Source organism: Streptomyces sp. NPDC094147 (assembly GCF_044764265.1).
Classification (GTDB): domain Bacteria; phylum Actinomycetota; class Actinomycetes; order Streptomycetales; family Streptomycetaceae; genus Streptomyces.
The window spans coordinates 109,934-135,289 of sequence record NZ_JBIWHT010000017.1; the positions used below are offsets into that span (position 1 = coordinate 109,934).

19 protein-coding genes are annotated in these 25,356 nt (G+C 72.9%); 10 read left to right on the forward strand and 9 right to left on the reverse strand.

Annotated elements, in window-relative coordinates; translation table 11 throughout:
* Positions 1-55: 55 nt before the first annotated feature.
* Together ACIQ8J_RS23880 and ACIQ8J_RS23885 are read right to left on the reverse strand one after the other, a co-directional pair.
* Positions 56-850 (reverse strand): putative hydro-lyase, encoded by a 795-nt coding sequence (locus ACIQ8J_RS23880; protein WP_403266488.1) that lies wholly within the window; start codon positions 848-850, stop codon positions 56-58.
* The gene (locus ACIQ8J_RS23885; RefSeq protein ID WP_403266491.1) at positions 847-2,136 is read right to left on the reverse strand and encodes an MFS transporter; all 1,290 of its coding nucleotides are present in this window, start codon (positions 2,134-2,136) and stop codon (positions 847-849) included. Before ACIQ8J_RS23885 ends, ACIQ8J_RS23880 begins: the two co-directional genes overlap by 4 nt.
* A gap of 237 nt (positions 2,137-2,373) precedes the next feature.
* Between ACIQ8J_RS23885 and ACIQ8J_RS23890 the strand changes: the two genes are divergently transcribed.
* The 4 genes from ACIQ8J_RS23890 (at position 2,374) to ACIQ8J_RS23905 (ending at position 10,341) form a co-directional block, all read left to right on the forward strand.
* Entirely contained in the window at positions 2,374-3,081 is a 708-nt protein-coding gene (locus tag ACIQ8J_RS23890) for a GntR family transcriptional regulator (protein WP_403266493.1), read from the forward strand.
* Between the two features lie 67 nt (positions 3,082-3,148).
* Positions 3,149-4,675 (forward strand): hypothetical protein, encoded by a 1,527-nt coding sequence (locus tag ACIQ8J_RS23895; RefSeq protein ID WP_403266496.1) that lies wholly within the window; start codon positions 3,149-3,151, stop codon positions 4,673-4,675.
* 109 nt (positions 4,676-4,784) lie between these two features.
* A complete protein-coding gene (locus ACIQ8J_RS23900) occupies positions 4,785-5,693 on the forward strand; it encodes a hypothetical protein (RefSeq protein ID WP_403266499.1) in 909 nt (302 codons plus the stop codon).
* 40 nt (positions 5,694-5,733) lie between these two features.
* Positions 5,734-10,341, forward strand: coding sequence for a hypothetical protein (locus ACIQ8J_RS23905; RefSeq protein WP_403266502.1), 4,608 nt, complete (start codon positions 5,734-5,736; stop codon positions 10,339-10,341).
* Between the two features lie 39 nt (positions 10,342-10,380).
* Here ACIQ8J_RS23905 and ACIQ8J_RS23910 read toward each other — a convergent pair whose 3' ends face one another.
* Positions 10,381-10,803, reverse strand: coding sequence for a hypothetical protein (locus ACIQ8J_RS23910; protein WP_403266505.1), 423 nt, complete (start codon positions 10,801-10,803; stop codon positions 10,381-10,383).
* A gap of 258 nt (positions 10,804-11,061) precedes the next feature.
* On the opposite strand from ACIQ8J_RS23910, the gene ACIQ8J_RS23915 reads away from it, so the two are divergent.
* Genes ACIQ8J_RS23915 through ACIQ8J_RS23930 form a run of 4 tightly spaced genes read left to right on the forward strand, consistent with a single transcriptional unit; the run spans position 11,062 to position 15,403 of the window.
* Entirely contained in the window at positions 11,062-13,917 is a 2,856-nt protein-coding gene (locus tag ACIQ8J_RS23915) for a nitrate- and nitrite sensing domain-containing protein (RefSeq protein ID WP_403266508.1), read from the forward strand.
* Positions 13,914-14,360, forward strand: a complete 447-nt coding sequence (locus ACIQ8J_RS23920) for a roadblock/LC7 domain-containing protein (RefSeq protein ID WP_403266511.1) — start codon at positions 13,914-13,916, stop codon at positions 14,358-14,360. The genes ACIQ8J_RS23915 and ACIQ8J_RS23920 overlap by 4 nt, the downstream gene beginning before the upstream one ends.
* Before the next feature lie 28 nt (positions 14,361-14,388).
* Positions 14,389-14,817 carry a DUF742 domain-containing protein gene (locus ACIQ8J_RS23925; RefSeq protein ID WP_403266514.1) on the forward strand — a complete coding sequence of 143 codons (429 nt, stop codon included), beginning with the start codon at positions 14,389-14,391 and terminating at the stop codon, positions 14,815-14,817.
* Positions 14,798-15,403 (forward strand): GTP-binding protein, encoded by a 606-nt coding sequence (locus tag ACIQ8J_RS23930; RefSeq protein ID WP_403266517.1) that lies wholly within the window; start codon positions 14,798-14,800, stop codon positions 15,401-15,403. Before ACIQ8J_RS23925 ends, ACIQ8J_RS23930 begins: the two co-directional genes overlap by 20 nt.
* Before the next feature lie 66 nt (positions 15,404-15,469).
* On the opposite strand, the gene glpK is transcribed toward ACIQ8J_RS23930, so the two are convergent.
* The 5 genes from glpK to ACIQ8J_RS23955 all read right to left on the reverse strand — a co-directional run bounded on the left by glpK (position 15,470) and on the right by ACIQ8J_RS23955 (position 20,131).
* A complete protein-coding gene (glpK, locus tag ACIQ8J_RS23935) occupies positions 15,470-16,981 on the reverse strand; it encodes a glycerol kinase GlpK (RefSeq protein WP_403266520.1) in 1,512 nt (503 codons plus the stop codon).
* A 181-nt stretch (positions 16,982-17,162) separates the two neighbouring features.
* Positions 17,163-18,353: a lipid-transfer protein gene (locus ACIQ8J_RS23940; protein ID WP_403266523.1), complete on the reverse strand. Its 1,191-nt coding sequence runs from the start codon at positions 18,351-18,353 to the stop codon at positions 17,163-17,165.
* Positions 18,350-18,778, reverse strand: coding sequence for a Zn-ribbon domain-containing OB-fold protein (locus ACIQ8J_RS23945; protein WP_403266629.1), 429 nt, complete (start codon positions 18,776-18,778; stop codon positions 18,350-18,352). Before ACIQ8J_RS23945 ends, ACIQ8J_RS23940 begins: the two co-directional genes overlap by 4 nt.
* A 117-nt stretch (positions 18,779-18,895) precedes the next feature.
* Positions 18,896-19,243: an Mpo1-like protein gene (locus ACIQ8J_RS23950; protein ID WP_403266526.1), complete on the reverse strand. Its 348-nt coding sequence runs from the start codon at positions 19,241-19,243 to the stop codon at positions 18,896-18,898.
* Between the two features lie 66 nt (positions 19,244-19,309).
* Positions 19,310-20,131 carry a M15 family metallopeptidase gene (locus ACIQ8J_RS23955; protein WP_403266528.1) on the reverse strand — a complete coding sequence of 274 codons (822 nt, stop codon included), beginning with the start codon at positions 20,129-20,131 and terminating at the stop codon, positions 19,310-19,312.
* Between the two features lie 88 nt (positions 20,132-20,219).
* On the opposite strand from ACIQ8J_RS23955, the gene ACIQ8J_RS23960 reads away from it, so the two are divergent.
* Entirely contained in the window at positions 20,220-20,717 is a 498-nt protein-coding gene (locus ACIQ8J_RS23960) for an NUDIX domain-containing protein (protein ID WP_403266633.1), read from the forward strand.
* Positions 20,718-20,782: 65 nt separating this feature from the next.
* Here the strand turns inward: ACIQ8J_RS23960 and ACIQ8J_RS23965 are convergent, their stop codons facing one another.
* On the reverse strand, positions 20,783-23,137 hold the full coding sequence (locus ACIQ8J_RS23965; RefSeq protein ID WP_403266531.1) for a glycoside hydrolase family 31 protein: 2,355 nt from the start codon (positions 23,135-23,137) through the stop codon (positions 20,783-20,785).
* 218 nt (positions 23,138-23,355) lie between these two features.
* Here ACIQ8J_RS23965 and ACIQ8J_RS23970 point away from each other — a divergent pair, with 218 nt between their 5' ends.
* Positions 23,356-25,344, forward strand: a complete 1,989-nt coding sequence (locus ACIQ8J_RS23970; RefSeq protein ID WP_403266533.1) for an acetoacetate--CoA ligase — start codon at positions 23,356-23,358, stop codon at positions 25,342-25,344.
* Positions 25,345-25,356: the final 12 nt, after the last annotated feature.

Sequence of the window (25,356 nt, forward strand, 5' to 3'; positions counted from 1 at the left end):
TGTGCAGTCTGCCCCGGGCGGGCTCAGGGCGCTCGGTGGTGCTCGTCAGTGCTCGTCAGTGCTCGTCTGGGATGTCGGTGATGAACATCCGGCCCGGTGCGTGGGTGAGCACGAACGGCGGCCGGGACGCCATCACCGCGGCCTGCGGAGTGACCCCGCAGGCCCAGAACACCGGCACGTCGCCGGGCAGCGCCTCCACCGGGTCCCCGAAGTCCGGCCGGGACAGGTCGCGGATGCCGAGCGCTGCGGGATCGCCCGCGTGCACGGGCGCGCCGTGCACCGCGGGCATCGCCCGGGTCACCCGGCAGGCCGTGCCCACCAGCCGGGCCGGGACCGGCCGCATCGACACCACGAGCGGGCCGCTGAGCCGCCCCGCGGGCCGGCAGGTCCGGTTCGTCACGTACATCGAGACGTTGCGGCCCTGCTCGATGTGGCGCAGCGGTACGCCCTCGGCGGCCAGCCGCGACTCGAAGGTGAAGCTGCACCCGATGAGGAAGGTCACCAGGTCGTCCCGCCAACAGGACACGACATCGGTGGGCTCGGCGACCAGTTCGCCGTTCTCCCACACCCGGTAGCGGGGAACTTCCGTGCGCAGATCGGCGTTGGGGGCGAGCCGCGTCTGCCAGGAGCCCGGCTCCGTGACGTCGAGGACCGGGCAGGGCTGCGGATTGCGCTCGCAGAACAGCCGGACGTCCTCGGCCCAGTCGGCCGGTACGGAGATCAGGTTCACCTGGGTGCGGCCGGGCGCCCAGCCCGCGGTGGGTACGTCCGCACCCGAACGGAAGTGGGCGCGGGCCTGGCGCGGGGAGACGGCCGAAGGTGCCGGCACGGTGGGTTCGACGGCGCTCACAGCAGCTCCTGTCCGCGGGTCTCGGGCAGGCCGAGGAGGGCGAGGACGGCGATGGCGTAGCCGACGGCGCCGAACACCAGGGCGCCGCCGACGCCCCAGCTGTCGGCGAGGTAGCCGACCAGGGTGGGGAAGAACGCGCCCACCGCGCGCCCGGTGTTGTACGTGAACCCCTGCCCGCTGCCGCGCACGGCGGTCGGGTACAGCTCGCTCAGGAACGAGCCGAAGCCGCTGAAGATCGCCGACATGCAGAAGCCGAGCGGGAAGCCGAGCACCAGAAGAAGGGTGTTCGCCCCCGAGGGGAGGTGCGTATAGACGAGGATGCAGACGGCCGACAAGAACGCGAACAGGGCGATGTTCCTCTTCCGGCCGATGCGGTCGGTGAGGTATCCGCCGGTCAGATAGCCGATGAAGGCGCCGGAGATCAGGAACGTCAGATAGCCGCCGGTACCGACGACGGTGAGGTGGCGCTCGCTCTTGAGGAAGGTCGGCACCCAGGTGGCGAGCGTGTAGTAGCCGCCCTGGACACCGGTGGAGAGCAGCACCGCGAACAGGGTGGTGCGCAGCAGCGGGCCCCGGAAGATGGCGGCGAAGGTGGCGCCGCCGCTCGTGGTGCGGGCGGTGGCGAGCCGCTGCTCGGTGGCCTGCGGCGCGTCGCTGACATTGCGGCGCACGTAGACGAGCAGCAGGGCCGGGAGCGCACCGGTCCAGAACATCACGCGCCAGGCGGTGTCCGCGTCCACGTACTGGAAGACCAGCGTGTACACGATGACGGCGAGCGCCCAGCCGGCCGCCCACGCGCTCTGGACGGCGCCCAGGGTGCGCCCGCGGTGCCTGGCCGAGGCGTACTCGGCGACCAGGATCGCGCCGACCGCCCACTCGCCGCCGAAGCCCAGGCCCTGGAGGCCCCGCAGGACCAGCAGCGTCTGGTAGTCGGGCGCGAATCCGCACAGCACGGTGAAGACCGCGTAGGTGCCGACGGTGATCATCAGCGCCCTGACCCGGCCTATGCGGTCGGCGAGCACCCCGGCGAAGGCGCCGCCCACGGCCGAGACCACCAGCGTCACCGTGGTCAGCAGCCCGGTCTGGCCGGTGTCGAGGCCGAAGTACGCCGAGATCGCGACCATGGTGAGCGGGAGCGTGAAGAAGTCGTACGAGTCGAGGGCGTATCCGCCGAAGGCGCCCCCGAAGGCGCGGCGGCCACCGGGGCCGAGCGCGCGCAGCCAGCCGAACGGGCCGTTGTCGTGCGGGTGTTGACCGTGTTGCTGCGCTGCCTGGGTCGTGCTCATGTGCACCTCGCAGGAGGGGATGAGAGGGCTGCCGAGAGTGTGCGGGCGGTGCGGTGCGCAGTGGAACGCGGGTCCGGAGTGCGGGTCCGGAGCGGGGTTCCCGAGTGCGGTTCCCTCAACGTAGGGGATCGTTGAACGATCCGACAAGACTCATGTAGGGACGTTCCTGCTTCCTCGCGAAGCTTCTACGATGGGGCCACGCGTCGGCCGGAGCGGCCGGCGAGAAGAGGGGGTGCTGTGGCCACGACGGACTCCGAGACCGGCGGTCTTGCCCAGGACCGCGCGCTGCTGGGCCGCACCAGCACCGCGGAGCGGGTCGCGGACATCCTGCGCACCCGCATCGCGGAGGGCTACTTCCCGCCCGGGGAGCGCCTCGCGGAGGACGCCATCGGCAAGGCCCTCGGGGTCTCGCGCAACACCCTGCGCGAGGCGTTCCGGCTGCTCACCCACGAGCGGCTCCTCGTCCATGAACTGAACCGCGGGGTCTTCGTCCGGGTGCTCGCCGTCGAGGACGTCGCGGACATCTACCGCACCCGGCGCCTGGTCGAATGCGCCGTCGTCCAGGGGCTCGGCGAGCCGCCCTACCGCCTCGAAGGCCTCGACGCCGCCGTCGCGGGCGGCGAACGGGCCGCCGAACAGGGCGACTGGAAGGGCGTGTCCACCGCCAACATCCACTTCCACCGGGAGCTCGTCGGCCTCGCGGGCAGCGCCCGCACCGACGAGCTGATGCGCGGCGTCCTGGCCGAACTCCGCCTCGCCTTCCACGTGGTGGACGATCCGCGCGGCCTCCACCAGCCCTACCTCGTACGCAACCGGGAGATCCTGGAAGCGCTGCGCGCGGGGGAGCGGGCGGCGGCGCAGCGGCTGCTCGCCGGATACCTCGACGACTCACGCGCCCAGCTCGTCGAGGCGTACGGGAAACTGGTCGACGGCGAGCCCGGCTAGCGGGGCGGGCGCGGGCGGATCTGCGCCGTTTCGACCGTTGTCAGTGCGAGGACCTAATCTGTCCACCGTGACTTCGCCTGCCTCGACGGAACCCGTTCCGCCCCAGCTCAGCGCGGCGCCGCGCCCCGCACCGGGCCCGGCCGCCGACGAAGGGCTCGCGCGGCGTCTGCGCGCGCTGGCGTGCACGGCCCCGCTGCACGACCTCGACGTGCGCAAGGCCAATCTCGCGGGGGAGTACTCGGTGTACGCCATGGCCGAGGTGGCCCTCGCCTCCATCGACCTCGTCACGCTGAACATGGACTTCGACACCGGAGCCGACCACGAGCAGATCGTGGCCCGGCTCATCCCGCGCGTCGCAGCCCAGGCACCGCACCGGCCCGCCGCCGAGCACGAGCGGGTGGCCCGCTGGGTCCTGGAGAACCTGATCAACGTGGGCAGCGTGGACCGCGGCTTCCGCGCGGTGTACGGCACGTTCAACACGGACGGCGTCTACGTCCGCAGGGACTACGACTTCAAGCTCCTCGAAGAGGTCGCCGGATACGGCGGCGCCGTCTATCTGCGGACCACCGACGAGGCCGTCAACGTCCTGGTGGGCGCCCTCGACACCGACGTGACCAGCGCCCAGATCGCCGCCGAGGTGAAGCTGGAGGTCCTGATCAACCGCGGCCGCCTCGCCGACGCCCAGCTCGCCGCCGAACAGGCCCGCTACCGCACCGTGCAGTACGCCGAGACGCTCCGGCGCACCCTGGAGGCGACCCGCCGCAACGTGCGCGCGGTCGACTGGCTCAACGCGGTGCCGGACATGATCGCCGAAGCCCTCGACCACGTCGCCGACCGCTACCGGCACGAGAACGCGATCCTCACCAACATCCGCAAGGCGCGCGACGAGGCGGAGGACCCCGACAACAAGCGGCGCGCCGCCGAGCTCGTCGACATCGTCAAGGACTGCATCCGCCGCCACACCCAGCTCCAGTCCCGCCTCCTGGAGGCGGGCCCGCTCTTCCGCGCCGAACAGGACCGCCAGGCCTTCGCCCGCCCGGCCGCCCGCTCGGGCCTCGACCTGTACGGCCAGCTGGTCGCCCCCCTGCTGCCGCTCCCGGTGGAGCAGGCGATCCGCGTCACGGACGCCTTCTTCGCCCGCGGCACCGGCCTGCGCACCCCTGTTTCCGTACGGGTCGGCGACCTGGTGGACATACTGCTGACGCCGCCCATGGAGCGCGAGCACCTCGGGGCGGAGATGCCCGAGCCCGATCTCATCGCCACCCCCGACGACAGCCGCTTCAGCGACGAGCAGCTCGCCGCCGCCATCGAACTGCTCGACCTGGAGCACGACGCACCGCGCCGGCTCTCGGGCCTGCTGGCCGAAGCCCGCCGCCTGGATCCCGAACTGCCGTACCTGGTCGCCCTGTTGGCGGTCCACGCGGCCAGCCCGCCGGTCGGCACGGCCTACCGCCAGGGCGAGGAGCGCCTCCTGTTCGCCGTGGACGACGGCACCCAGCTGGACGACCCCGAGTTCGGCGGCGCGGACCTGATCGTGGGCACGGCACTGCTGGACGCGGCGGGCATGGCGGCGGGCCGGACGGAGGCGGCGTGAGCCTTCCCCGCCGGGCCGCCCCCAGCCGCGGGGCGGGGAAGAGGCCCGCCGCAGGCGCCCGCACCCACCCGCGACCCGCACATCACCACCACCGCACCATGGAGCACCCGTGACCGACCACCCCACCGAGTACGTCGCCTTCGGCGACGAGGCCGAACCGGCGCCCGCCGCCACCGGCACCGGCGGCGAAGGCCGGATCACCCCCGCCGACGCCGCCGACGCCGCACGGCTCGTCGCCTTCGGCCTCCAGCCCAAACTGCTGCCCGCCAGGGACGCCGAGTACGGCGAGCTGCTCCGGCGGCACCGCGAGGACCCGGCGTTCGCGCGGCTCGCCGACGCGGTCGCCGCCGGACTCGGTCTGATCGTCCTGGAGGTGTCGCCCCGCGCCGGCATGGCCGTGACGGCCGCCGAGGACTCCGTCTTCGCCGTCCGCATGGGCGACTACGCGCGCCGCGCCGCCGCCCCCGACTCCGCCGACCGCTTCCTGCACGGCCTGGCCCATCTCGCCGTCGCCGCCATGGCGTTCCCCCGGCCCGAGGACCTCGCCGACGACGGCTACATCGGCCGGATCACCGTCAACGGCGTGGACGCCTTCGTGCGGCAGGTCTGCCGCCGCCTGGAGGAGCGGGCCGAGGAACAGGGCGAGAACACCGACCCCGAGACCACCGCCCCCGGCCTGGAGGCCGCCTGGCGGATCTATGCCCGGCGCAGCTCCACCGGAGCCACCAAGGACGCCCGCCGGCTCGCCGGTTCGACCACCGGCATCGTCGCCAAGGCCGTCGCCTTCCTCACCGAATCCGGCTTCCTCCAGCGGACCGGGGACGACGCGGGCGGTGCCTACCGCACCACCGCCCGCTACCAGTTGCAGGTCCGCGACATGGCGGGCAGCGCCGCCATGGCCGAGCTGATCGAGCTCGGCGTGGTGGCGGTCACCGACGGCAGCGCCACCCTGCTGCCGCCGCCCGACGCCGACGACCTGGAGCTGGTGGCCGACGCCGGACTGCCGTTCCACTCCTGACCCCGCCTCCCGCCCCCCACCACCACGAGAGTCCGCCGACATGTACGAGCTGTCCCGGGTCCGCCTCTACTCCATCGGGCCCGCCGGTGCGCGCTACGCCGACACCGTGCTTGACCTGCGGGGAGTCGGCGCACCCGTGCCCAACCCGGCCCCCACGCAGGCCGAGTTCTTCGAGGACGAGCCGGTCGGCCCGCCGCGCCGCCCGGCGCCCGCGGGCGTGCTCTTCCTGGAGAACGGCGGCGGCAAGTCCGTACTGCTGAAGCTGATCTTCTCGGTGATGCTGCCCGGCCACCGCAACACCCTGGGCGGCGCCAGCTCCGGAGTGCTGCGCAAGTTCCTGCTCGCCGACGACTGCGGACACGTCGCCCTGGAGTGGCAGCACACCCTCACCGGCGAGCTCGTCGTCGTGGGCAAGGTCAGTGAGTGGCGCGGACGCCAAGTCTCCAACGACCCGCGGAAGTTCGCCGAGGCCTGGTACTCCTTCCGGCCGGGCCCGGGTCTCAGCCTGGACTCGCTGCCGGTCGCCGAGTCCAGCGCGATGCGGCCGTCCTCGGAAGGCGCCTCGGGCGCCCAGGGACGCCGCCGCACCATGAAGGGCTTCCGCGACGCCGTCACCGAGGCGACCAAGGCGTATCCGCACCTGGAGGTCTACTGGGAGGAGATCCACGACCGCTGGAACGAACACCTCGGCGACCTGGGCCTCGACCCCGAACTCTTCCGCTACCAGCGGGAGATGAACGCCGACGAGGGTGAGGCCGCCGGCCTCTTCGCGGTCAAGAAGGACTCCGACTTCACCGACCTGCTACTGCGCGCCGTCACCGACACCCGCGACACCGACGGCCTCGCCGACCTGGTCAGCGGCTTTGGCAACAAGCTCGGCCGACGTGCCGAACTCACCGCCGAACGCGACTTCACCGCCGGTTCGGTGGACCTCCTCGGCCGGATCGTCGAAGCGGCCGAGACACGGGCGCGGGCCCGCGACGTCCACGCCGGTGCCGAGCGCCGCACCCGTGTGCTCGCCCGCAGGCTCTCCGCGCGCGCCGCCGAGGAGCGCGGCCGCGCCACCGACCTCGCCCAGCGGGTCACCGCCGCCGCCCACCACGTCACCCTCGCCGAGCAGGCGCGCGGCACCAGCTCCCTGATCGCCTCCGAACTCGCCTACCGGCACGCCTCGTTGGCGCTCGCCGTCGCCGAGAAGGCGGCCGCCGCACAGCGCCGCGAACTGGCCGACGCCCGGACGCTGCACTCCGCCTGGCAGGCCGCCGAAGCGGTGCTCCGCCACCGCGCCGCGGCCGACCGCTCGGCGCGCGTCGCCGCCGCGATCCGCGATGCCGAACGCGACGCGGCCCCCGCCCTCGCGGCCCGCGCCCGAGCCGCCGCCGATCTCGTACGGGCCCTGCACACGGCCGCCGAGGGCGGCGAGCGCGTCGCGGCCGAGGAGGAGGAACGCTCCGCCGCACTCCAGGAGGCGGGCGAATGCGCCCACCGCGATGCCACCGCCGCTGCGACCGAGGCCCAGCGGGCCCGCAGCGAGGCCGGGCACCTGCGCCAGCGCCTCGCCGAGGTCGAGCAGGAGACCGCCGAGGCCGTACGCGCCGGATGGCTGGACGACAGCGCGCCGGACGCCGACCCCGCGCGGGCCGCACTCGCCGCCAGCGATGCCGAGAAGACCGCGGTCGCCGGCTGGGACGAGGCCCGCGAGGCCGCCCGCACCGCCGCCGAGCGGGCCCGCGAGGCAGGTTCCGTGGAGGCCCGCGCCGAACTGGCCGCGGCCCGCGCCGAGGACGCCGCCCGCGCCGCCGAGAACGCCCACGACGCCGAGCGCCGGGCCGCCGCATCCATCGCGGCGGAGGAACGCCTCGCCGAACTCCTCAGCCTGCCCGGGGCCCCCGTCGCAGTGCCCGGACCGCGCAAGCCCGACGGCGAGGGCGCCCAAGGTCCCCTCACCGCCGAGGAGTTGGACCGCTGTGCCGACGAGCTGCGCGGCCTCCTCGACCAGGGCGTCGCCGCCGCCGAGCGCCAGCTCTTCGAACTGCGCACCGCCGCCGCCGACGACGCGCGCATCCTCGGCGCGCTCGGCGACGGCGGGCTCCTTCCGCCCAGCCCCGACGTGCTGGCCACCGTCGAATACCTCGGCGAGCACGGCATCCCCGCGCTGCCCGGCTGGCGCTACCTCGCCCAGGCCGTGGCCCCCGCCGACCACGCCGCCGTGCTCGCGGCCCGTCCCGAGCTCGTCGACGGCGTGGTGATCACCGACCCGGCCTCGCACACCCGGGCCCGCGAGGCGCTCGCCGGCGCCGCACTGCTGCCGCGCTCCGCCGTCGCCGTCGGCACGACCGCCGCGCTGCTCGCCCCCGTTCCCGCCGCGGACTCGGGCACCGACAGCGGGATCTTCCTGGTGCCGCCCAACCCGGCCATGCACGACGAGCACGCCGCCGACGAGGAGCGCCAGACGCTGCGCGCCCGCGCCACCGCCCGCGACGAGGAGATCCGCTCGCTCGCCGCCCGGCTCGCCGGGGACCGTTCGCTCGCCGCCCGGATCGGATCCTGGCGCGCCGACTGCCCGCCCGGCATGCTCGCGGAACTCGCCACCGCCGCCCGCGGCGCCCGCGAGGCCGCCAAGGAGGCCGCCCAGGAACTGACCGAGGCCCGCACCGCACGGGCCGAGGCGGACGAGGCGGCCGCCGACACGGCACGGGTACGCGACGAACGCCAGGAGACCGCCCAGCGCGCCCGGCGCGCCGCCGACGCGCTCGCCGGACTCGCCTTCCGGCTGCGCGAACGCGCCGGCTGGCAGGTCAAGCTCCGCGAACTCGCCGACGAGGCAGCCGAGTCGGAGGCCCGCGCCCAGACGTTCCTGGAGCGCGCCAAGGCCGCCGACGAGGACCGCCGCGCCGCCCAGCGCGCCGCCGACGACGCCCACCGCACCGCACGCGCGCTGCGCGCCGAACGCGCCGAGATCGCGGGCGCCCCGGAAAACCTGCCGGAGCCCGACGCCGACGCCCCGCGTGCCGCCCTGCCCGCCCTGCGCGAGGCCTACCGGGCCGCGTCCCAGCTGTACGAGAAGGTCGGCGTCGGCGCCGATCTGCGCGCCGAGCAGGCCCGCGCCGAGAGCGACGAGAGCGCCGCGCTCGCCGAACTGGACCGGCTCACCAACAAGGTGCGCACCCGCGCCGCCACCCTCCTCGAAGGCACCGACGGCGCGGACGGCCCGTCCCGCCAGGCCGCGGCCGCGCGCGCCGAATCGCTCGTACAGATGCTGGAGACCCGGGCGTCCGCGGCGAGCGAGCAGCTCGGCCGGCTGCGCGGCGAGGCCGAACGGCTGGCCCCCGCCGACGGCGACGCGCACACCGAGCTCTCCGAGGGCCAGGTGCCCGGCGACGCCGAGCAGGCCCAGGCGCTGCTGCGTACCGCCACCGCCGAACTGGCCGCCCGCACCGACGAGTTGGAGACTTCCCGCGCGGCCCACGCCGAACTGCTCGGCGCCCACCGCGCCGCCGAGGACGCGGCAGGCGGCTTCGACGAGACGGCCGCGCTGCTGCGCGACCTGCTGCGGGACAACAGCCAGGGGCCGGAGGAGGACACCGCCCCCGAGCCGTACCCGGGCAGCCTGGAGGAGGCCCGGCAGTCCGCCGCCGAGGCCCGCCGCTCACTGCGCGGCTGCTCCGGCGACCTCTCGGCCGCCGAGTCCGCGGTCCGCGAGGCCTGCGACATCCTGGTGCGCCACGCCAACGCCACCCGGTACGAGCAGGTCCGCACCCCAGCCCGCCAGCAGATCCGGGAGCTGCCCGCGGCCGCCCTGCCCGAGCACGCCGCTGCCTGGGCCGCGGCCTTCGAACCCCGGCTGCGCGTCCTGACCGACGAACTGGAGCAGCTGGAGCGCAACCGCGACTCGATCGTCGACCGGCTGCGCGGCCTGGTGGAGTCGGCGCTCGCCACGCTCCGCTCCGCCCAGCGCCTCTCCCAGCTGCCCGAGGGCCTCGGCGAGTGGTCCGGACAGGAGTTCCTGCGGATCCGCTTCGAGGAGCCGGACCAGGCCACCCTCACCGAACGGCTCGGCGAGGTCATCGACGAGGCCACCCGGGCCGCCGTGCGCAAGAACTCCGATCTGCGCAGGGACGGCATGTCGCTGCTGCTGCGCGGAGTGCAGGCCGCGCTCGAACCGCGCGGCATCGCCGTCGAGATCCTCAAGCCGGACGCGGTGCTGCGCGCCGAGCGCGTACCCGTCGGGCAGATGGGCGACGTGTTCTCCGGCGGCCAGCTGCTCACCGCCGCGATCGCCCTCTACTGCACGATGGCGGCGCTGCGCAGCAACGACCGGGGCCGCGACAAGCACCGCCACGCCGGCACGCTCTTCCTCGACAACCCGATCGGCCGCGCCAACGCGACGTACCTCCTGGAGCTCCAGCGGGCCGTGTCCGACGCGCTCGGTGTCCAACTGCTCTACACCACCGGCCTGTTCGACACGACCGCGCTCGCCGAGTTCCCCCTCGTCATCCGGCTGCGCAACGACGCGGACCTGCGGGCGGGCCTGAAGTACATCAGCGTCGAGGAACACCTGCGGCCCGGCCTCCCCGAGCAGGCGACGACGGGCGAGACCGTGCACGGCGAGATCTCCGCGACGCGCATGTTCAAGAGGCCCGCCTGACCTGGCAGTTGAGGCCCGCACGACACGGACCGGGCGGGTTCAGGCCTGGGAGAGCCGCTGGTCGGGGCTGCCCCCGTGCGGTATTCGGGCCCCCGCCCGCTCGGCCGCGCGGGGGCTCCGCCGGGCCCGGCGCCGCTCCCTGCGCAGCCGCCGGGCCGTACTGTTCGGCATGGACACCACGCCGTTGCGCTGGTTCCACACCTGGCGGGTGACCCAGACGTCCAGGACCCCCCACGTGGCGAGGACCGTGCTCCCGACACTGCTCATCACCATCGGGAAGGCCAGCCAGGAGCCCGCGACCGTGCACAGGAAGGCGACCACCGCCTGCATCAGGGTCGCCGCGACGATGATGACGGCGCGCACGGCCGCGGTACGGATCGGATCGGGCAGCCGGGGCCGCACCGCGACCTCCTCCACCCACAACGGCTGCTGTTCAACGCTCATGCCTTCATACCTCCCCACCCGGAGACGAACAGAAGTCCCCGAAGATTCCCGGGAGATGGCCGGAAGGCAGAGTTCCAGCCATCTGCCGCGGGGGTCGAAAAGGCGCCATGACGGGTGTCCCCGGCCACAGTCGACGTCTTCATCTCCCGGAATACCAGGACAACGCATGATCAACTCTGGGAACGGCGGCTGAAAATCGTCCGGACGTGCCTTCGAGTTGTCTGTGTGTCAGTAGTAGGCTCACGCCGTTTGCTGACGGTTGATCTGGGGGAGGCCATGCGCTTTCGCGGGAAGTCCATCCGCAGGAAGATCGTGGCGTTGTTGCTCGTGCCGCTCGTCTCCCTCACCGCGCTGTGGGGGTTCGCCACCTATCTCACCGGCCGCCAGGCCAACGGGCTGATGGATGTGGCCAACATCGTCAAGAAGGTCGGCTACCCCATCGAGGACACGGTCCGCGTCATCCAGCAGGAGCGCCGCCAGACCCTGGTCTATCTCGCCGACGAACGCCCCGCCGAAGCGCTCACCTCGCTGCGCGACCGCCGCTCGGCCACCGACACCGAGATGGCGAAGATCCGGACCGCCGCCCAGGATTCACAGGTCCGCAGCGACCTCCAGCCCGTCGCGAAGGCCCGCCTCAAGGCCGTGCTCGACGGCTTCGACTCCATAGCCGCGCTGCGCCGGTCCGTTGAGCAGGGCGGCGTCGACCGGACGCAGGCGCTGGAGTTCTACAACCGCCTCATCGACCCCTGCTACAGCTTCCTCACCAATCTCCACGCCCTGGAGAACGTGGAGATGGACAAGCAGGGCCGCGCCCTCGTCGGCATCACCCGGGCCCGCGAGATGCTCTCGCGCGAGGACGCCCTGGTCGCCTCCTCCCTGATCACCCCGAAGACGACGGCGCCCGAACTGCGCAGCATCTCCGACCTGGTGGCCGACCGGCAGCTGCTCTACGACACCAACCTGGAGGCCATGCCCGCCGCCGAGCGCGCCGTGTTCGACCAGTACTGGCGCGGCCCCGACACCGAAGCGCTGCGCACCGCCGAGGCGGCCGTCATCGACGCGGGCCCCGCCAAGGAACCCCGTCACATCGACGCCGCCCGCTGGCAGCAGGTCGCGACACCGGTGCTCGACCGCCTCGCCCAGATGGGCACCGAGGCCGGCAACCGCTACCAGGACCGGGTGGAACCCGTCGCCTTCAACGTCCTGATCAAGGCCGGACTGGCCGGCGTGCTGGGCTTCCTCGCCCTGGTGATCTCGCTGTTCATGTCCGTACGCATCGGCCGCGAACTGATCCGCGACCTCACCCGGCTCCGCAAGGAGGCCCACGAAGTCTCCGGCGTCCGGCTGCCCAGCGTGATGCGGCGCCTCGCCGCCGGTGAACAGGTCGACGTGGAGACCGAGGCCCCGCGCCTCGACTACGAACGCGACGAGGTCGGCCAGGTCGGCCAGGCCCTCAACACCCTGCAACGCGCCGCCGTGGAGGCCGCCGTCAAGCAGGCCGACATGCGCCGCGGCGTCTCCGAGGTGTTCGTCAACCTCGCCCGCCGCAACCAGGTACTCCTGCACCGCCAGTTGACGCTCCTGGACACCATGGAGCGGCGTACCGAGGACACCGACGAACTCGCCGACCTCTTCCGCCTGGACCACCTCACCACCCGCATGCGCCGGCACGCCGAGGGCCTGGTGATCCTGTCGGGCGCCGCCCCCTCCCGCCAGTGGCGCAAGCCGGTCCAGCTGATGGACGTCGTACGGGCCGCGGTCGCCGAGGTCGAGGACTACGAGCGCATCGAGGTGCGCAGGCTGCCGCGCCTGGGCGTCGGCGGACCGGCCGTCGCCGACCTCACCCACCTCATCGCCGAACTCCTGGAGAACGCCACGGTGTTCTCGCCCCCGCACACCGCCGTCCAGGTGCACGGCGAGCGCGTCGCCAACGGCTTCACCCTGGAGATCCACGACCGCGGCCTCGGCATGGCCCCCGAGATGCTGCTCGACGCGAACCTGCGGCTCGCCGAGACCCCCGAGTTCGAGCTCTCCGACACCGACCGGCTCGGCCTGTTCGTGGTCAGCCGGCTAGCCCAGCGCCAGAACGTCCGCGTCTCGCTCCAGCCGTCTCCGTACGGAGGCACCACCGCGATCGTGTTCCTTCCGGCGACGCTGCTCACCGACGCGCCCGACACCGAGGGCACCGGGTTCCGCCTGGACCGCAAGTCCGCCAAGGGCGACGGCAAGAGCATCCCCGAAGCCCCCCGGCGCGCGCTCTCCCCGCTGCCCGTCGGCGTCCCCGGCGAGTCCGTCCTGGACGGCCCGGTCGAACTGGAGCCCCCGCTCGACCCGTTGGGGCTCGATGTGCCCAGCGTGCTCGAAGCGCCGGCCGGCCTGGACGAGATCGAGGCGGGCCGCGGCGGGCTGCTGCGCTCCGCCCGACTGGTCTCCGAGGCCGCCGCCGACCGGCAGCAGCACCAGCAGACCGCCGACGAGGGTGACGAGCGCGGCCCCGTTCCGCTGCCGCGCCGCCACCGGGTGCCGACCCTGGTCAGCGACAACGGCCGCCGCGTCGACGGCCCCGGCCGCGGCCATCCGGCCCCCGAACCGGACCCGGACCCGCAAGAGATCCGCGCCGCGGACGGCCCCGCCTCCGATCGCCGTGCGGCCGGAGGCCTCGCGCCCCAGCCGCCGCGTCCCGCCGCGCCCGAGGCCGCGCGTTTGGCCTCGCACCCCCTGCGGCCCGCGCGGCCCTCCGGGCTCCAGCCCGTGAAGCCCACGGGCCTCACCGACCCGTCCGCGGCCCCGCCCGCCAACCCCGCCGACCTGCCGGGCCCGCCCAGCTCCGCGCCCTCGTGGGGCACCGTCCCCGAGGCGCCGCTCGGCGGCCTTCCCCGCCGGGTCCGCCAGGCCAGCCTGGCCCCCCAGCTCAAGGACGCCCCCGAGGGCCGCCACACCCAGCCCGAGCCCGACCACGGGCCCGAGCCGGAACGCGACGCCGACGAGGTGCGCGACCGCATGGCCGCACTGCAGCGCGGCTGGCAGCGCGGCCGCCGGCAGAACGCCGCGTCGGACACCGCGGAAGGACCGTCCGCACCCGCCCGAGGCACCACCGCACGACGAACCACACCGGAGGGGGACGGTCGATGACCGCGCCACAGGACTCAGCCGCAGCACGCAACGCAGCAGGGAGCGGTTCCGGCGAACTCAACTGGCTCCTGGACGAGTTGGTCGACCGCGTCGGCTCCATCCGCAAGGCCCTGGTGCTCTCCAGCGACGGCCTCGCCACCGGAACCTCCCGCGACCTCACCCGCGAGGACGGCGAGCACCTGGCCGCCGTCGCCTCCGGCTTCCACAGCCTCGCCAAGGGCGTCGGCCGTCACTTCGAGGCGGGCAAGGTCCGCCAGACCGTGGTCGAACTCGACGACGCCTTCCTGTTCGTTACGGCCGCCGGCGACGGCAGCTGTCTGGCCGTGCTGTCCGACGCCGACTCCGACGTCGGCCAGGTCGCGTACGAGATGACCCTGATGGTCAAGCGGGTCGGCGTCCATCTGACCACCGCACCACGGACCGGCCTGCACACCGGAGGGTGAGGGGGGTACGTCATGAGCGGGGGACGCGATGAGTGACGCAGACCAGCGGGCGCCGGAGCGGTCGGCGGCCGCCCAGGCGCGGCCGCAGCACTGGTTCGACGCCGACGCGGGCCCGGTGGTGCGTCCGTACGCCATGACGCGGGGCCGCACCACCAGCGTGGGCCAGCACCGCCTCGACCTGATCGCCGTCGTCGTCCCCGAACCTGCCGCCGACGACCCGGGCCGCGACCAGACGCTCTCCCCGGAGCACGTGGAGATAGTCGAACGCTGCGGCGACGCGCCGCAGTCGATCGCAGAACTCGCGGCCGGACTCGACCTTCCCGTCGGGGTGGTCCGGGTCCTGGTCGGCGATCTCGTCGCCGATGCCCTGGTGCACGTAACCCGTCCCGTACCGCCGGCCGAGCTGCCGGACGAGTCCCTTCTCCGCGAGGTGATCAATGGCCTTCGGGCGCTCTAGCCGCAGGAAGCGGCATGTCGATCCGGTGACGCTCAAGATCCTCGTCGCGGGTGGCTTCGGCGTCGGCAAGACCACCCTGGTCGGCGCGGTGAGCGAGATCCGGCCACTGCGCACCGAGGAACGCCTCAGTGAGGCGGGCCGACCGGTGGACGACCTCGCGGGTGTGGAGGGCAAGAGCACCACCACGGTCGCCATGGACTTCGGGCGCATCACGCTCCGCGAGGACCTGGTGCTCTACCTCTTCGGCACCCCGGGCCAGGACCGGTTCTGGTTCCTGTGGGACGAGCTGGCGCAGGGCGCGCTCGGCGCGGTCGTCCTCGCCGACACCCGCCGTCTGGAGGACTGCTTCGCCGGCATCGACTACTTCGAACGGCGCGGCATCCCGTTCACGGTCGCCGTCAACTGCTTCGACGACGCCACGCGTTACCCCGCCGACACCGTGCGCTCCGCTCTCGACCTCGACCCCGAGGTGCCGCTCTTCATGTGCGACGCCCGGGTCCGCGAGTCCGTCAAGGAGATCCTCGTCGGCGTGGTCGAGCACGCCATGGCGATGTCGGCGAAGGCCCGCCAGCCCGCCGCGACGTGATGTGACGAGGTGCGGCACGGCCCGTACCCCCACCGACTGGGGTACGGGCCGTGCGTCCGTGGGCGCCTACCGGTCGCTTTCCTCGTGCCAGCCCAGGCTCCGCTCCACCGCCTTGCGCCAGTTGGCGTACTCGCGCTCGCGGACCTGTGCCTCCATACGCGGAGACCATTGCACATCGCGCTGCCAGTGCGCCTTGAGTTCGCCGAGGTCCGACCACACTCCGGTGGCGAGCCCGGCCGCGTACGCCGCCCCGAGGCACGTCGTCTCGGACACTTTCGGGCGGATCACCGGGACGTCCAGCACGTCTGCCTGATGCTGCATCAGCAGATGGTTGGCGGTCATGCCGCCGTCCACCTTGAGCGTGGTGATCGGCACTCCCGAGTCCTGGAACATGGCGTCCACGACCTCGCGGGTCTGCCAGCTCGTCGCCTCCAGGACCGCGCGGGCGAGGTGGGCCTTGGTCACGTACCGCGTCAACCCCGTGATGACGCCCCGCGCATCGGAGCGCCAGTAGGGCGCGAAGAGCCCGGAGAAGGCGGGCACGATGTAGGCCCCGCCGTTGTCGTCGACGCTCGACGCGAGGGTTTCGATCTCACCGGCGGTACGGATGATGCCGAGCTGGTCCCGGAACCACTGGACCAGCGCCCCGGTGACCGCGATCGAGCCCTCCAGGCAGTAGACCGGCGCCTGTTCGCCGATCCGGTAGCCCACGGTGGTGATCAGCCCGCTCTTCGAGGGGACGGGCCTGCTGCCGGTGTTGAGAAGGAGGAAGCTCCCCGTCCCGTACGTGTTCTTCGCGGTGCCCGTGTCGAAGCAGGCCTGGCCGAAAATCGCCGCTTGCTGATCGCCGAGCGCAGAAGCGACCGGTACGCCCGCGAGTTGGCCGACGGCGCTGCCGTACACCTCGGCCGAGGACCTGATCTCGGGAAGCATGGTCCGGGGCACGTTCATCGCCGCGAGGATCTCGGGGTCCCACTGGAGGGTCTCCAGGTTCATGAGCATCGTGCGTGAGGCGTTGGTGACGTCGGTGACGTGGACGCCGCCCGCCGTGCCGCCGGTCAGATTCCAGATCAGCCAGGAGTCGACGGTCCCGAACGCGATCTCGCCGCGCTCGGCGCGGGTCCGAAGGCCGGGCACGTTGTCGAGCAGCCAGGCCGCCTTGGGCCCGGAGAAGTAGCTGGCCAGGGGCAGTCCGGTGGCCTCGCGGAACCGGTCCTGCCCGTCGCTCCCGGCGAGTTCGGCGCAGAGCGCGGCTGTCCGGGTGTCCTGCCAGACGATCGCGTTGTGCACGGGTTTGCCGGTCGCCCGGTCCCAAAGGACTGTCGTTTCCCGCTGGTTGGTGATCCCGAGCGCGCTCAGCCGCTCCGCGCGCAGTCCCGCCCTGGCGAGCGCGCCCGCCACCACGGCCTGCACCTTGGACCAGATCTCGGTGGCGTCGTGCTCCACCCAGCCGGGTCTGGGGAAGATCTGCCGGTGCTCGCGCTGGTCGACGGCGACGATCGCACCGTCCTGGTTGAAGATGATGCAACGGCTGGAGGTGGTGCCCTGGTCGATCGCGGCGACGAACTTGTCCGTCATGGCTACCCCTGGTTCCGAAGGCCGGAAGAACGGCGATGCCGAGCGACAACGGGAAGTTTTCACCGGACATGACGGAGCGTCAAGGTTGCTGACTGCATGGGTGGTTGACGTTCCGCCCATCGGCTGCGGACGGATATGTTCCGGATGTTCGGTACCTGCACGGGGCACCCCGCATGTCGGTTCAGCGCACCGCCACCACGGCGGAGCCGTGTCCGAACAGGCCCTGGTTCGCGGTGATTCCGACCCGGGCCCCGGCGACCTGGCGGGGGCCTGCGGTACCCCTCAACTGCCAGGTGAGCTCGCATACTTGGGCGATGGCCTGAGCGGGAACCGCCTCCCCGAACGACGCGAGGCCGCCACTGGCGTTGACCGGGATCCGCCCCCCGAGAGCGGTCGCCCCCTCCCGTACGAGCTTGGCCCCCTCGCCCGTGCCGCACAGCCCGAGGTCCTCGTACCACTCCAGTTCCAGGGCGGTCGACAGGTCGTACACCTCGGCCAGCGACAGCTCGTCCGGACCGATGCCCGCCTCCTCGTACGCGGCCCGCGCTATGGACGCCCGGAAGGAGTGCGGGGCCGGTGCCACGGCGGCCGCCGAGTCGGTCGCGATGTCCGGCAGATCGAGCACCGCCCTGGGGTAGGTGGGCGTGACCGTGGAGACCGCGCGGATGCGGACCGGGTCGGCGGCGCCGCGCCGACGGGCGAAGTCCAGGCTGCTCAGCACGAGGGCCGCGGCGCCGTCCGAGGTGGCGCAGATGTCGAGCAGCCGCAGCGGGTCCGCGACCACCGCGGACGCGGCGACCTCCTCGGCGGTGACCGCCTTGCGGTAGCGGGCGTTCGCGTTGAGCGCCCCGGCCGCCGCGTTCTTCACCTTCACCTGCGCGAAGTCCTCCACGGTGTCCCCGTACAGGGCGATGCGGCGGCGGGCGTACAGCCCGAAGTAGGCCGGGTTCGTCGCACCGAGCACCCGGAACCGGAGCCAGTCCGGATCATCGGGCCGGTCGCCGCCGGCCGGCGCGAAGAACCCCTTCGGCGCGGCATCGGCCCCCACCACGAGCACCACGTCCGCCATCCCGGCCAGGATCTGCGCCCGCGCCGTGCCGACCGCCTGGGCGCCCGAGGCGCAGGCCGCGTACACGCTGGTCACCCGCGCACCCTGCCAGCCGAGCGCCTGCGCGAAGGTCGCCCCCGCCACATAGCCCGGGTAGCCGCAGCGCACGGTGTCGGCGCCGACCACCGACTGCACATCCGTCCAGTCGATCCCGGCGTCGGCGAGCGCGGCCCGCGCCGCGATGGTCCCGTACTCGACGAAACTCCGTCCCCACTTGCCCCAGGGGTGCATCCCCGCACCCAGGACCGCGATGTCGCCGCTCATGCCGTCGCCTCCACGGGCCGCCAGTGCCAGGTCGTCCAGGTGGTCTCCGCGTCCTCGTTGAGCACCCCGGGCACCACCTCGACCTCCATCCCGACCGCCAGATCGGCGGTGCTCACGCCGGGCGCCGCCTGGCCGAGCACCACCATCCGCTCGGCGGCCAGCTCGACGGCGACCAGGGTGTACGGCTGCCACTCCGCCGCCGGATCCGAGACATAGGGCGCGGGGGGCCGGTAGCGCCCGTCGGTGTACGACCACACGCGCCCCCGCTGGGAGAGCGGCACCTCCGGCAGCTCGCCGCCCCGGCAGGCGGGGTTGCGGCAGAAGGAGTCCTCGCGCGGGAAGAACACGCAGGCGCAGGCGGAGCACCGTGTGCCGAGCAGGCGGAACTCCTCCCCCTGTGCGCCCCTGAACCAGCCCGCGACCACAGGCGTGCGTGTGCGTGCGTCTGTCAAGACCCCTCCCGGCACTCACTTCTGACGGAACATCAGAAGTGTGCCACGGGCGAGCGGGGTTGGGGAGGGCCTTGGGTGACGGCCGTGCGCTCAGCGGTGCTCGGCGAGCCACTTGGCGGCGATCTCCCCGAGCTCGCGGTCGCGCCCGGCCAGCATCATCCGGATCATCCGACGGTCCCCGCGCAGCGACCAGCCGGGGTGCCCGAAGGAGGCCGGGTTGTTCTTCTCGATGAACCAGTGCGCGGGCCAGGCGGTCCCGTATCCGATGAGCGGCAGCGCCAGTGCGTACCGCTTCCGCCCGCGCACGAGTCCGTACGCGCTGACGGCGAGTCCGGTGAGGGTGCCCGTCAGATGCACCCAGCGGGTGGCGGCCCTGGAGTGCATCGCCACGTAGTAGGGCCAGAATTCCTCGTACGAATCGAACGTCGGCTGCGTCATGGGGCAGAACCTAATCGTTCAACGCGGCACCGGATACGGCTGCTCCGCGTCCGAGAAGGCAGGCCTTCAATGCCCGGCCACGGACCGCCGGGCCACCGGGAAGTCGAAGTAGGTGTCGGGGAAGGGCTCCGGCTGGTACGTGAAGTGCCACCACTCCTCGGGGAGGTTGACGAAGCCCTGCGCCTCCATGGCGCTCTTCAGGAACTGGCGGTTCGCCCGCTGTACGCCCTGGATGCGCGGGTCGTCGGTGTGCGCCAGGGTGTCGAAGCAGTCGAAACCGGTGCCCATGTCGATGGAGTTGTCGGGGAACCGCTGGCTCTGCGGCGCGTAACACGGCACGAGGGGCTGCCCGGGGCGGTACGGAGGGGTGGGCAGCGCGGGCAGCTTCACGATCGTCAGATCCATCGTGCTGCCCCGGCTGTGCCCGGACTTCGCCGCGATGTAACCGTCCGCGAAGAGCCTCGACTTGTCGACGTGCGGATAGAACTCCGCCTTCATCCTCTCGTCGTCCAGATCCTTCGCCCAGCGGACGAAGTGGTCGACGGCGCGCTGCGGGCGATAGCAGTCGTACACCTTCAGGGAGTAGCCCTGCCGCAGCAGCTTCAGCTGTGCCCGGTGCAGCGCCTCGGCGGCCGGCCGGGTCAGGATGCACAACGGCTGCCGGTATCCGTCGACCGGCCCGCCCACGAAGTCGTGCGGGGTGATGTAACGCATCTCCTGGATGATCGAGCGGTCGACGGAACTCAGCGCCACGAACTCCCTGGGCGCCTTCGGTTCCGGTGCCGCCTGCGCGGTGGGGGCGAGGAGGGCGACGGCGAGCAGCGCGGCAGCGGCGGCGACAAGGCCGCGCAGTCCCGCTTTCGGTGGTGTCGTACGGCGTCGTGTCATGCGCACACCATCTATCAGCTCAACTGGTCGGCGGGGAAGGCGCATCGGCTAAAGTCCGCGCGTGAGCGCAACCCCGAAGCAGCCCGTCATGGACTCCCACTGCGGTGCGTGCGGAGCACCGTACCCCGCCGCGGACGGCGGCTGGCCCCGCGTCTGCGCGCGCTGCGGCACCGTCGCCTACCGCAATCCGCTCCCCGTCGCCATCGCGCTGCTGCCCGCCGTCGACGCGCGCGGCACCGGGCTCGTCGTGATCACCCGCACCATCGAACCGCAGCGGGGCGGCACCGCCCTGCCCGGCGGCTTCATGGACCTCGGCGAGACCTGGCAGGACGCGGTCGTACGCGAACTCAAGGAGGAGACCGGCATCGAGGTCCCGGCCGCCGAGGTCCGCCTGGCCGACGCGCTGAGCTCCCCCGAACACCTGCTGCTGTTCGGCCTGTTGCCGCCCCGCCCCGTCGACACCCTGACGCCATCGCTCCCGACCGACGAGACCGAAGGCTGGGAACTGCTGCGTGAGCCAGCCGAGTTGACCTTCCCGCTGCATACGGAGGCGGTGCGGAGGTGGTTCGCGGGGGAGTACGGCTAGGGGGCGGTGGGCCAGGGCCGCGACTGCGGTCATGCCCCACCGGACACCCCCTGGGGAGCGCCCTTTCAGCGCACCGTCCCCCGCACCCGGACCGGGTAGCCGACCTCGCTGTCCGCGCCGCCGTCGGCCCGCTCCACCACGACCCGGCCGTTGACCACCCGGGTGACGAACCGCTCCACCCTCGCCGTCCCCCATCCGTCCCCCGCGTCCCGTACGACGATCCCGCCCCCGGTACGTCCGGCGGCCGGCGCCCATACCTCCAGCTCCAGGCCGCCGTCCTCACCGCGCACCGGGATCACCGAACCCGCCCGTGCGAGCACCGGGATCCGGGACAAGGGGGCCTTCAACAGCACCTGGCCGGGGCCGTCATGGGCCTCGCCGGTCGCGGTGTCGTACCAGCGCCCGCGCGGCAGCCGCACCGCCCGCCGGTCGGTACCCCGCTCCAGGACCGGGGCCACGAGGAACGCGTCGCCGAGGAAGAAGGCGTCCTCGCAGTCCCGCAGCTGTCGGTCGGCCGGCGCGCTCCACCACATGGGGCGTACATAGGGCGCTCCGCTCAGCCGGGCCAGCTGGGCCAGCGTCACGAAGTACGGGAGCAGCCGCTCCCGTTCGGACAGCGCGGCCCGCGCATGCTCAAGGACCTTCGGGCCGAACTCCCAGGGCTCCCGCCGCCCCGCCCAGATCGCCGCGTGCGTACGGAAGAGCGGCAGCCAGGCGCCGAGCTGGAACCAGCGCAGATACAGCTCGGGCGAGGGGCTGCCGTTGAAGCCGCCCACATCCGGCCCCGAGTACGGCACGCCGCACAGGCCGAGGCCGAGCACCAGGGAGAGCGAGGCACGCAGTCCGGGCCAGCCGGTCGTCACATCGCCGGACCAGGTGCCGCCGTAGCGCTGCATCCCGGCCCAGCCGGAGCGCGAGAAGAGGAACGGCCGCTCGGCGGGACGCAGCCGGCGCAGCCCCTCGTACCCGGCGCGGGCCATGGAGAGGCCGTACACATTGTGGGCCTCGCGGTGGTCGCCGCCCCGGCCGTCCAGGTCGTGGCGCGCGGACCGGGGCAGCGTCGGGTCCCCGAAGGGCGCGAAGGACACCGGCTCGTTCATGTCGTGCCACACCCCGGCGAAGCCCTGGTCGAGGCGATCCTGGTAGAGCCCGCCCCACCACGCGCGCGCCTGCGGATCCGTGAAGTCCGGATAGGCGCACTCCCCGGGCCACACCTCCCCGCGCACCTCGCGCCCGCGGGCGTCCTTGACGAAGGCGTCGGCCGCGAGGCCGCTCTCATACACCGGATTCCCGCGCTCCGCCTTCACCGCCGGATCGACGATCGAGACCAGCCGCACCCCGTCCTCCGCCAGATCCTTGGCCAGCTGCGGAAGGTCCGGGAAGGCATCACGATCGACCGTGAACACCTGGTGCGCGTCGTAGTGGTCGATGTCCAGATGCAGCGCGGACAGCGGCAGCCCGCGCTCGGTGTACCCGGCGACGACCCGCCGCACCTCCCGCTCGCTCCCGAAGCCCCAGCGCGCGTGCTGGTACCCGAGCGCCCACGACGGCGGCAGCGCGGGCGTGCCGGTGAGCGCGGCCCAGCCCCGCAACACCCGCGCCGGTGTACCCGCCATCACCCAGCAGCGCAGCGGGCCGCCCTCCATGCGCAGCTCGCTCGCGCCCGGCCGGTCGTGCCCCGACCCCGCACCCTCCTCTCCTTCGCGCAGCACCACCCGGCCGTCCCAGGGGTTGTCGTAGAACGCCAGATGCGTCCCCGCGTCGGCCACGACCAGCTGCACCGGCATGGTGATGTACAGCGGGTCGTCACCCGGGCCGAAACCGCCGCGCGGATCGGTGTTCCACAGTCGGTACGTCCCGTCACGCAGCCGGGGCCCGTCAGCACGCCCGCCGAGCCCGAAGAAGCGGGCGTCGGCGGCCACTTCGGACCGCTGCTGCCAGCGGGCAGTGCCGCCCGAGACCGGCTCCCACCAGCGCGGCGGCAGCTCCCGCCGCAGCACGACCCCGCCCGGCGTGCACACGTCCACCGCACCGTGCCGGGAGATGACCACCGTCAGCCGCTCGGACACGACCCGCCAGCCGCCGTCCTTGTCCGGCTCCAGTGACGCCCTCGGATCCGGCTCGGGCGCGCTGCCGCCCAGGGCGTACGACGGCTCGGGCCCGGCTCCGTCCCAGCCCCAGAAGACCGCGCCGCCCGCAGCGACCCGCACGTCGAGCTCGGAGCGCGCGAACCGGACGACCCCGCCGCCCGGCCGGGGCTCGGCGCCGGTGACCGCCCCCGGAACCCGGGCCCGCTCCGGACCGCGCGGGGGCAGCTCCCGAGCGTCCGCTCGGCGCCGCCGCAGCGCCGAGCGCACCGCCCGCAGCCCCTGCACTGTGCCGACCGCCTTCACCGAGCGCACCAGGTCATCGCCGTTCATGCAGCTCACCCTGCCACTCGGACGGCCCTGCGTGCGGTCCGTTCAACTGCCGTTCACCCGTGGTGGCGCCACACTTCCGGGCATCCGAGTATGGGTGGCAGACCCTGGTGCGGAAGACGATCACATGGCATCGTCCCTGTCAGCCGCCTCACGCGCACACCCCTTCGCGTGTGCGCGGGAAACACGCACACCACGCGTTACAGCCCGGGAGCCGACCCATGACCTCAGCAGCGAACCCCGCTCCACAGCCCGCGCCCCTGTGGCAGCCGGACTCCGCCCGCATCGCCGCCGCGCGGATCACCCGCTTCCAGGCCTGGGCCGCCGAGCGCTACGGGGCACCGGCCGAGGGCGGGTACCCGGCTCTCCACCGCTGGTCCGTCGCCGAACTCGACACCTTCTGGCAAGCCGTCGCCGACTGGTTCGACATCCGCTTCTCCTCCCCCTACGAAGCTGTCCTTGCTGATCGAACGATGCCCGGAGCCCAGTGGTTCCCGGGCGCCACGCTGAACTACGCGGAACACGCCCTGCGCACCGCCGAGGACCCTTCCAGGGCCGGTGGCCCGGCACTGCTCCACGTCGACGAGACCCATGAACCCGTGGAGATCAGCTGGGCCGAACTCCGCCGCCAGGTCGGCTCGCTGGCCGCCGAACTGCGCGCCCTCGGAGTCCGCCCCGGCGACCGGGTGAGCGGCTATCTGCCCAACGTCCCGCAGGCCGTGACCGCGCTGCTCGCCTCCGCCGCCGTCGGCGCCGTCTGGACCTCCTGCGCCCCCGACTTCGGCGCCCGCAGCGTCCTCGACCGCTTCCAGCAGGTCGAGCCGGTAGTCCTGTTCACCGTCGACGGCTACCGCTACGGCGGCAAGGAGCACAACCGCAGCGACGTGGTCGCCGAGCTCCGCCGCGAACTGCCCACCCTGCGCGCCGTGGTGCACATCCCCCTGCTCGGCACGCCGGCCCCCGAAGGCGCCCTCGAATGGTCCGCCCTCACAGCAGGCGACGCGGAGCCGGTCTTCGAGCAGGTGCCCTTCGACCACCCTCTGTGGGTGCTCTACTCCTCCGGTACGACGGGCCTGCCGAAGGCGATCGTCCAGTCCCAGGGCGGCATCCTCCTGGAGCACTTCAAGCAGCTCGGACTGCACTGCGACCTCGGCCCCGAGGACCGTTTCTTCTGGTACACGTCCACCGGCTGGATGATGTGGAACTTCCTCGTCTCCGGCCTGCTCACCGGCACCACGGTCGTGCTGTACGACGGCAGTCCGGGCTTCCCCGACACGGGCGCCCAGTGGGGCGTCGCCGAGCGCACCGGCGCCACCCTGTTCGGCACGTCGGCCGCGTACGTCATGGCCTGCCGCAAGGCCGAGGTCCACCCGGCCCGCGAACACGACCTGTCCCGCGTCAAGTGCGTGGCCACCACCGGCTCGCCCCTGCCGCCCGACGGGTTCCGCTGGCTCCACGACGAGGTGCGCGAGGACCTGTGGATCGCCTCGGTCAGCGGCGGCACCGACGTCTGCTCCTGCTTCGCAGGAGCGGTCCCGACGCTTCCCGTGCACATCGGCGAGCTCCAGGCCCCCTGCCTCGGCACCGACCTCCAGGCCTGGGACGCACAGGGCAGGCCCGTCACCGGCGAGGTCGGCGAACTCGTCGTCACCAACCCCATGCCGTCGATGCCGATCCGCTTCTGGAACGACCCCGACGGCAGCCGCTACCGCGACAGCTACTTCGACATGTTCCCCGGCGTGTGGCGGCACGGCGACTGGATCACACTCACCGACCACGGCTCGGTGATCATCCACGGCCGTTCCGACTCCACTCTCAACCGCCAAGGCGTGCGCATGGGTTCGGCCGACATCTACGAGGTCGTCGAACGTCTCCCCGAGATCCGCGAATCCCTCGTCATCGGCCTCGAAGAGCCGGACGGCGGCTACTGGATGCCGCTCTTCGTCCACCTCGCCGAGGGCGCCGTCCTGGACGACGCCCTCCGTACGAAGATCCAGCGGGCCATCCGGGAACAGCTCTCGCCCCGTCATGTCCCCGACGAGATCATCGAGGCCCCGGGCGTCCCGCACACCCTCACCGGCAAGCGCATCGAGGTCCCGGTCAAGCGCCTCCTCCAGGGCACGGCCCTCGACAAGGCCGTCAACCCCGGCTCGGTCGACAACCTCGACCTGCTGCGCTTCTACGAGGACATCGCCCGCAAGCGCGGCTGATCACGGGCGGGG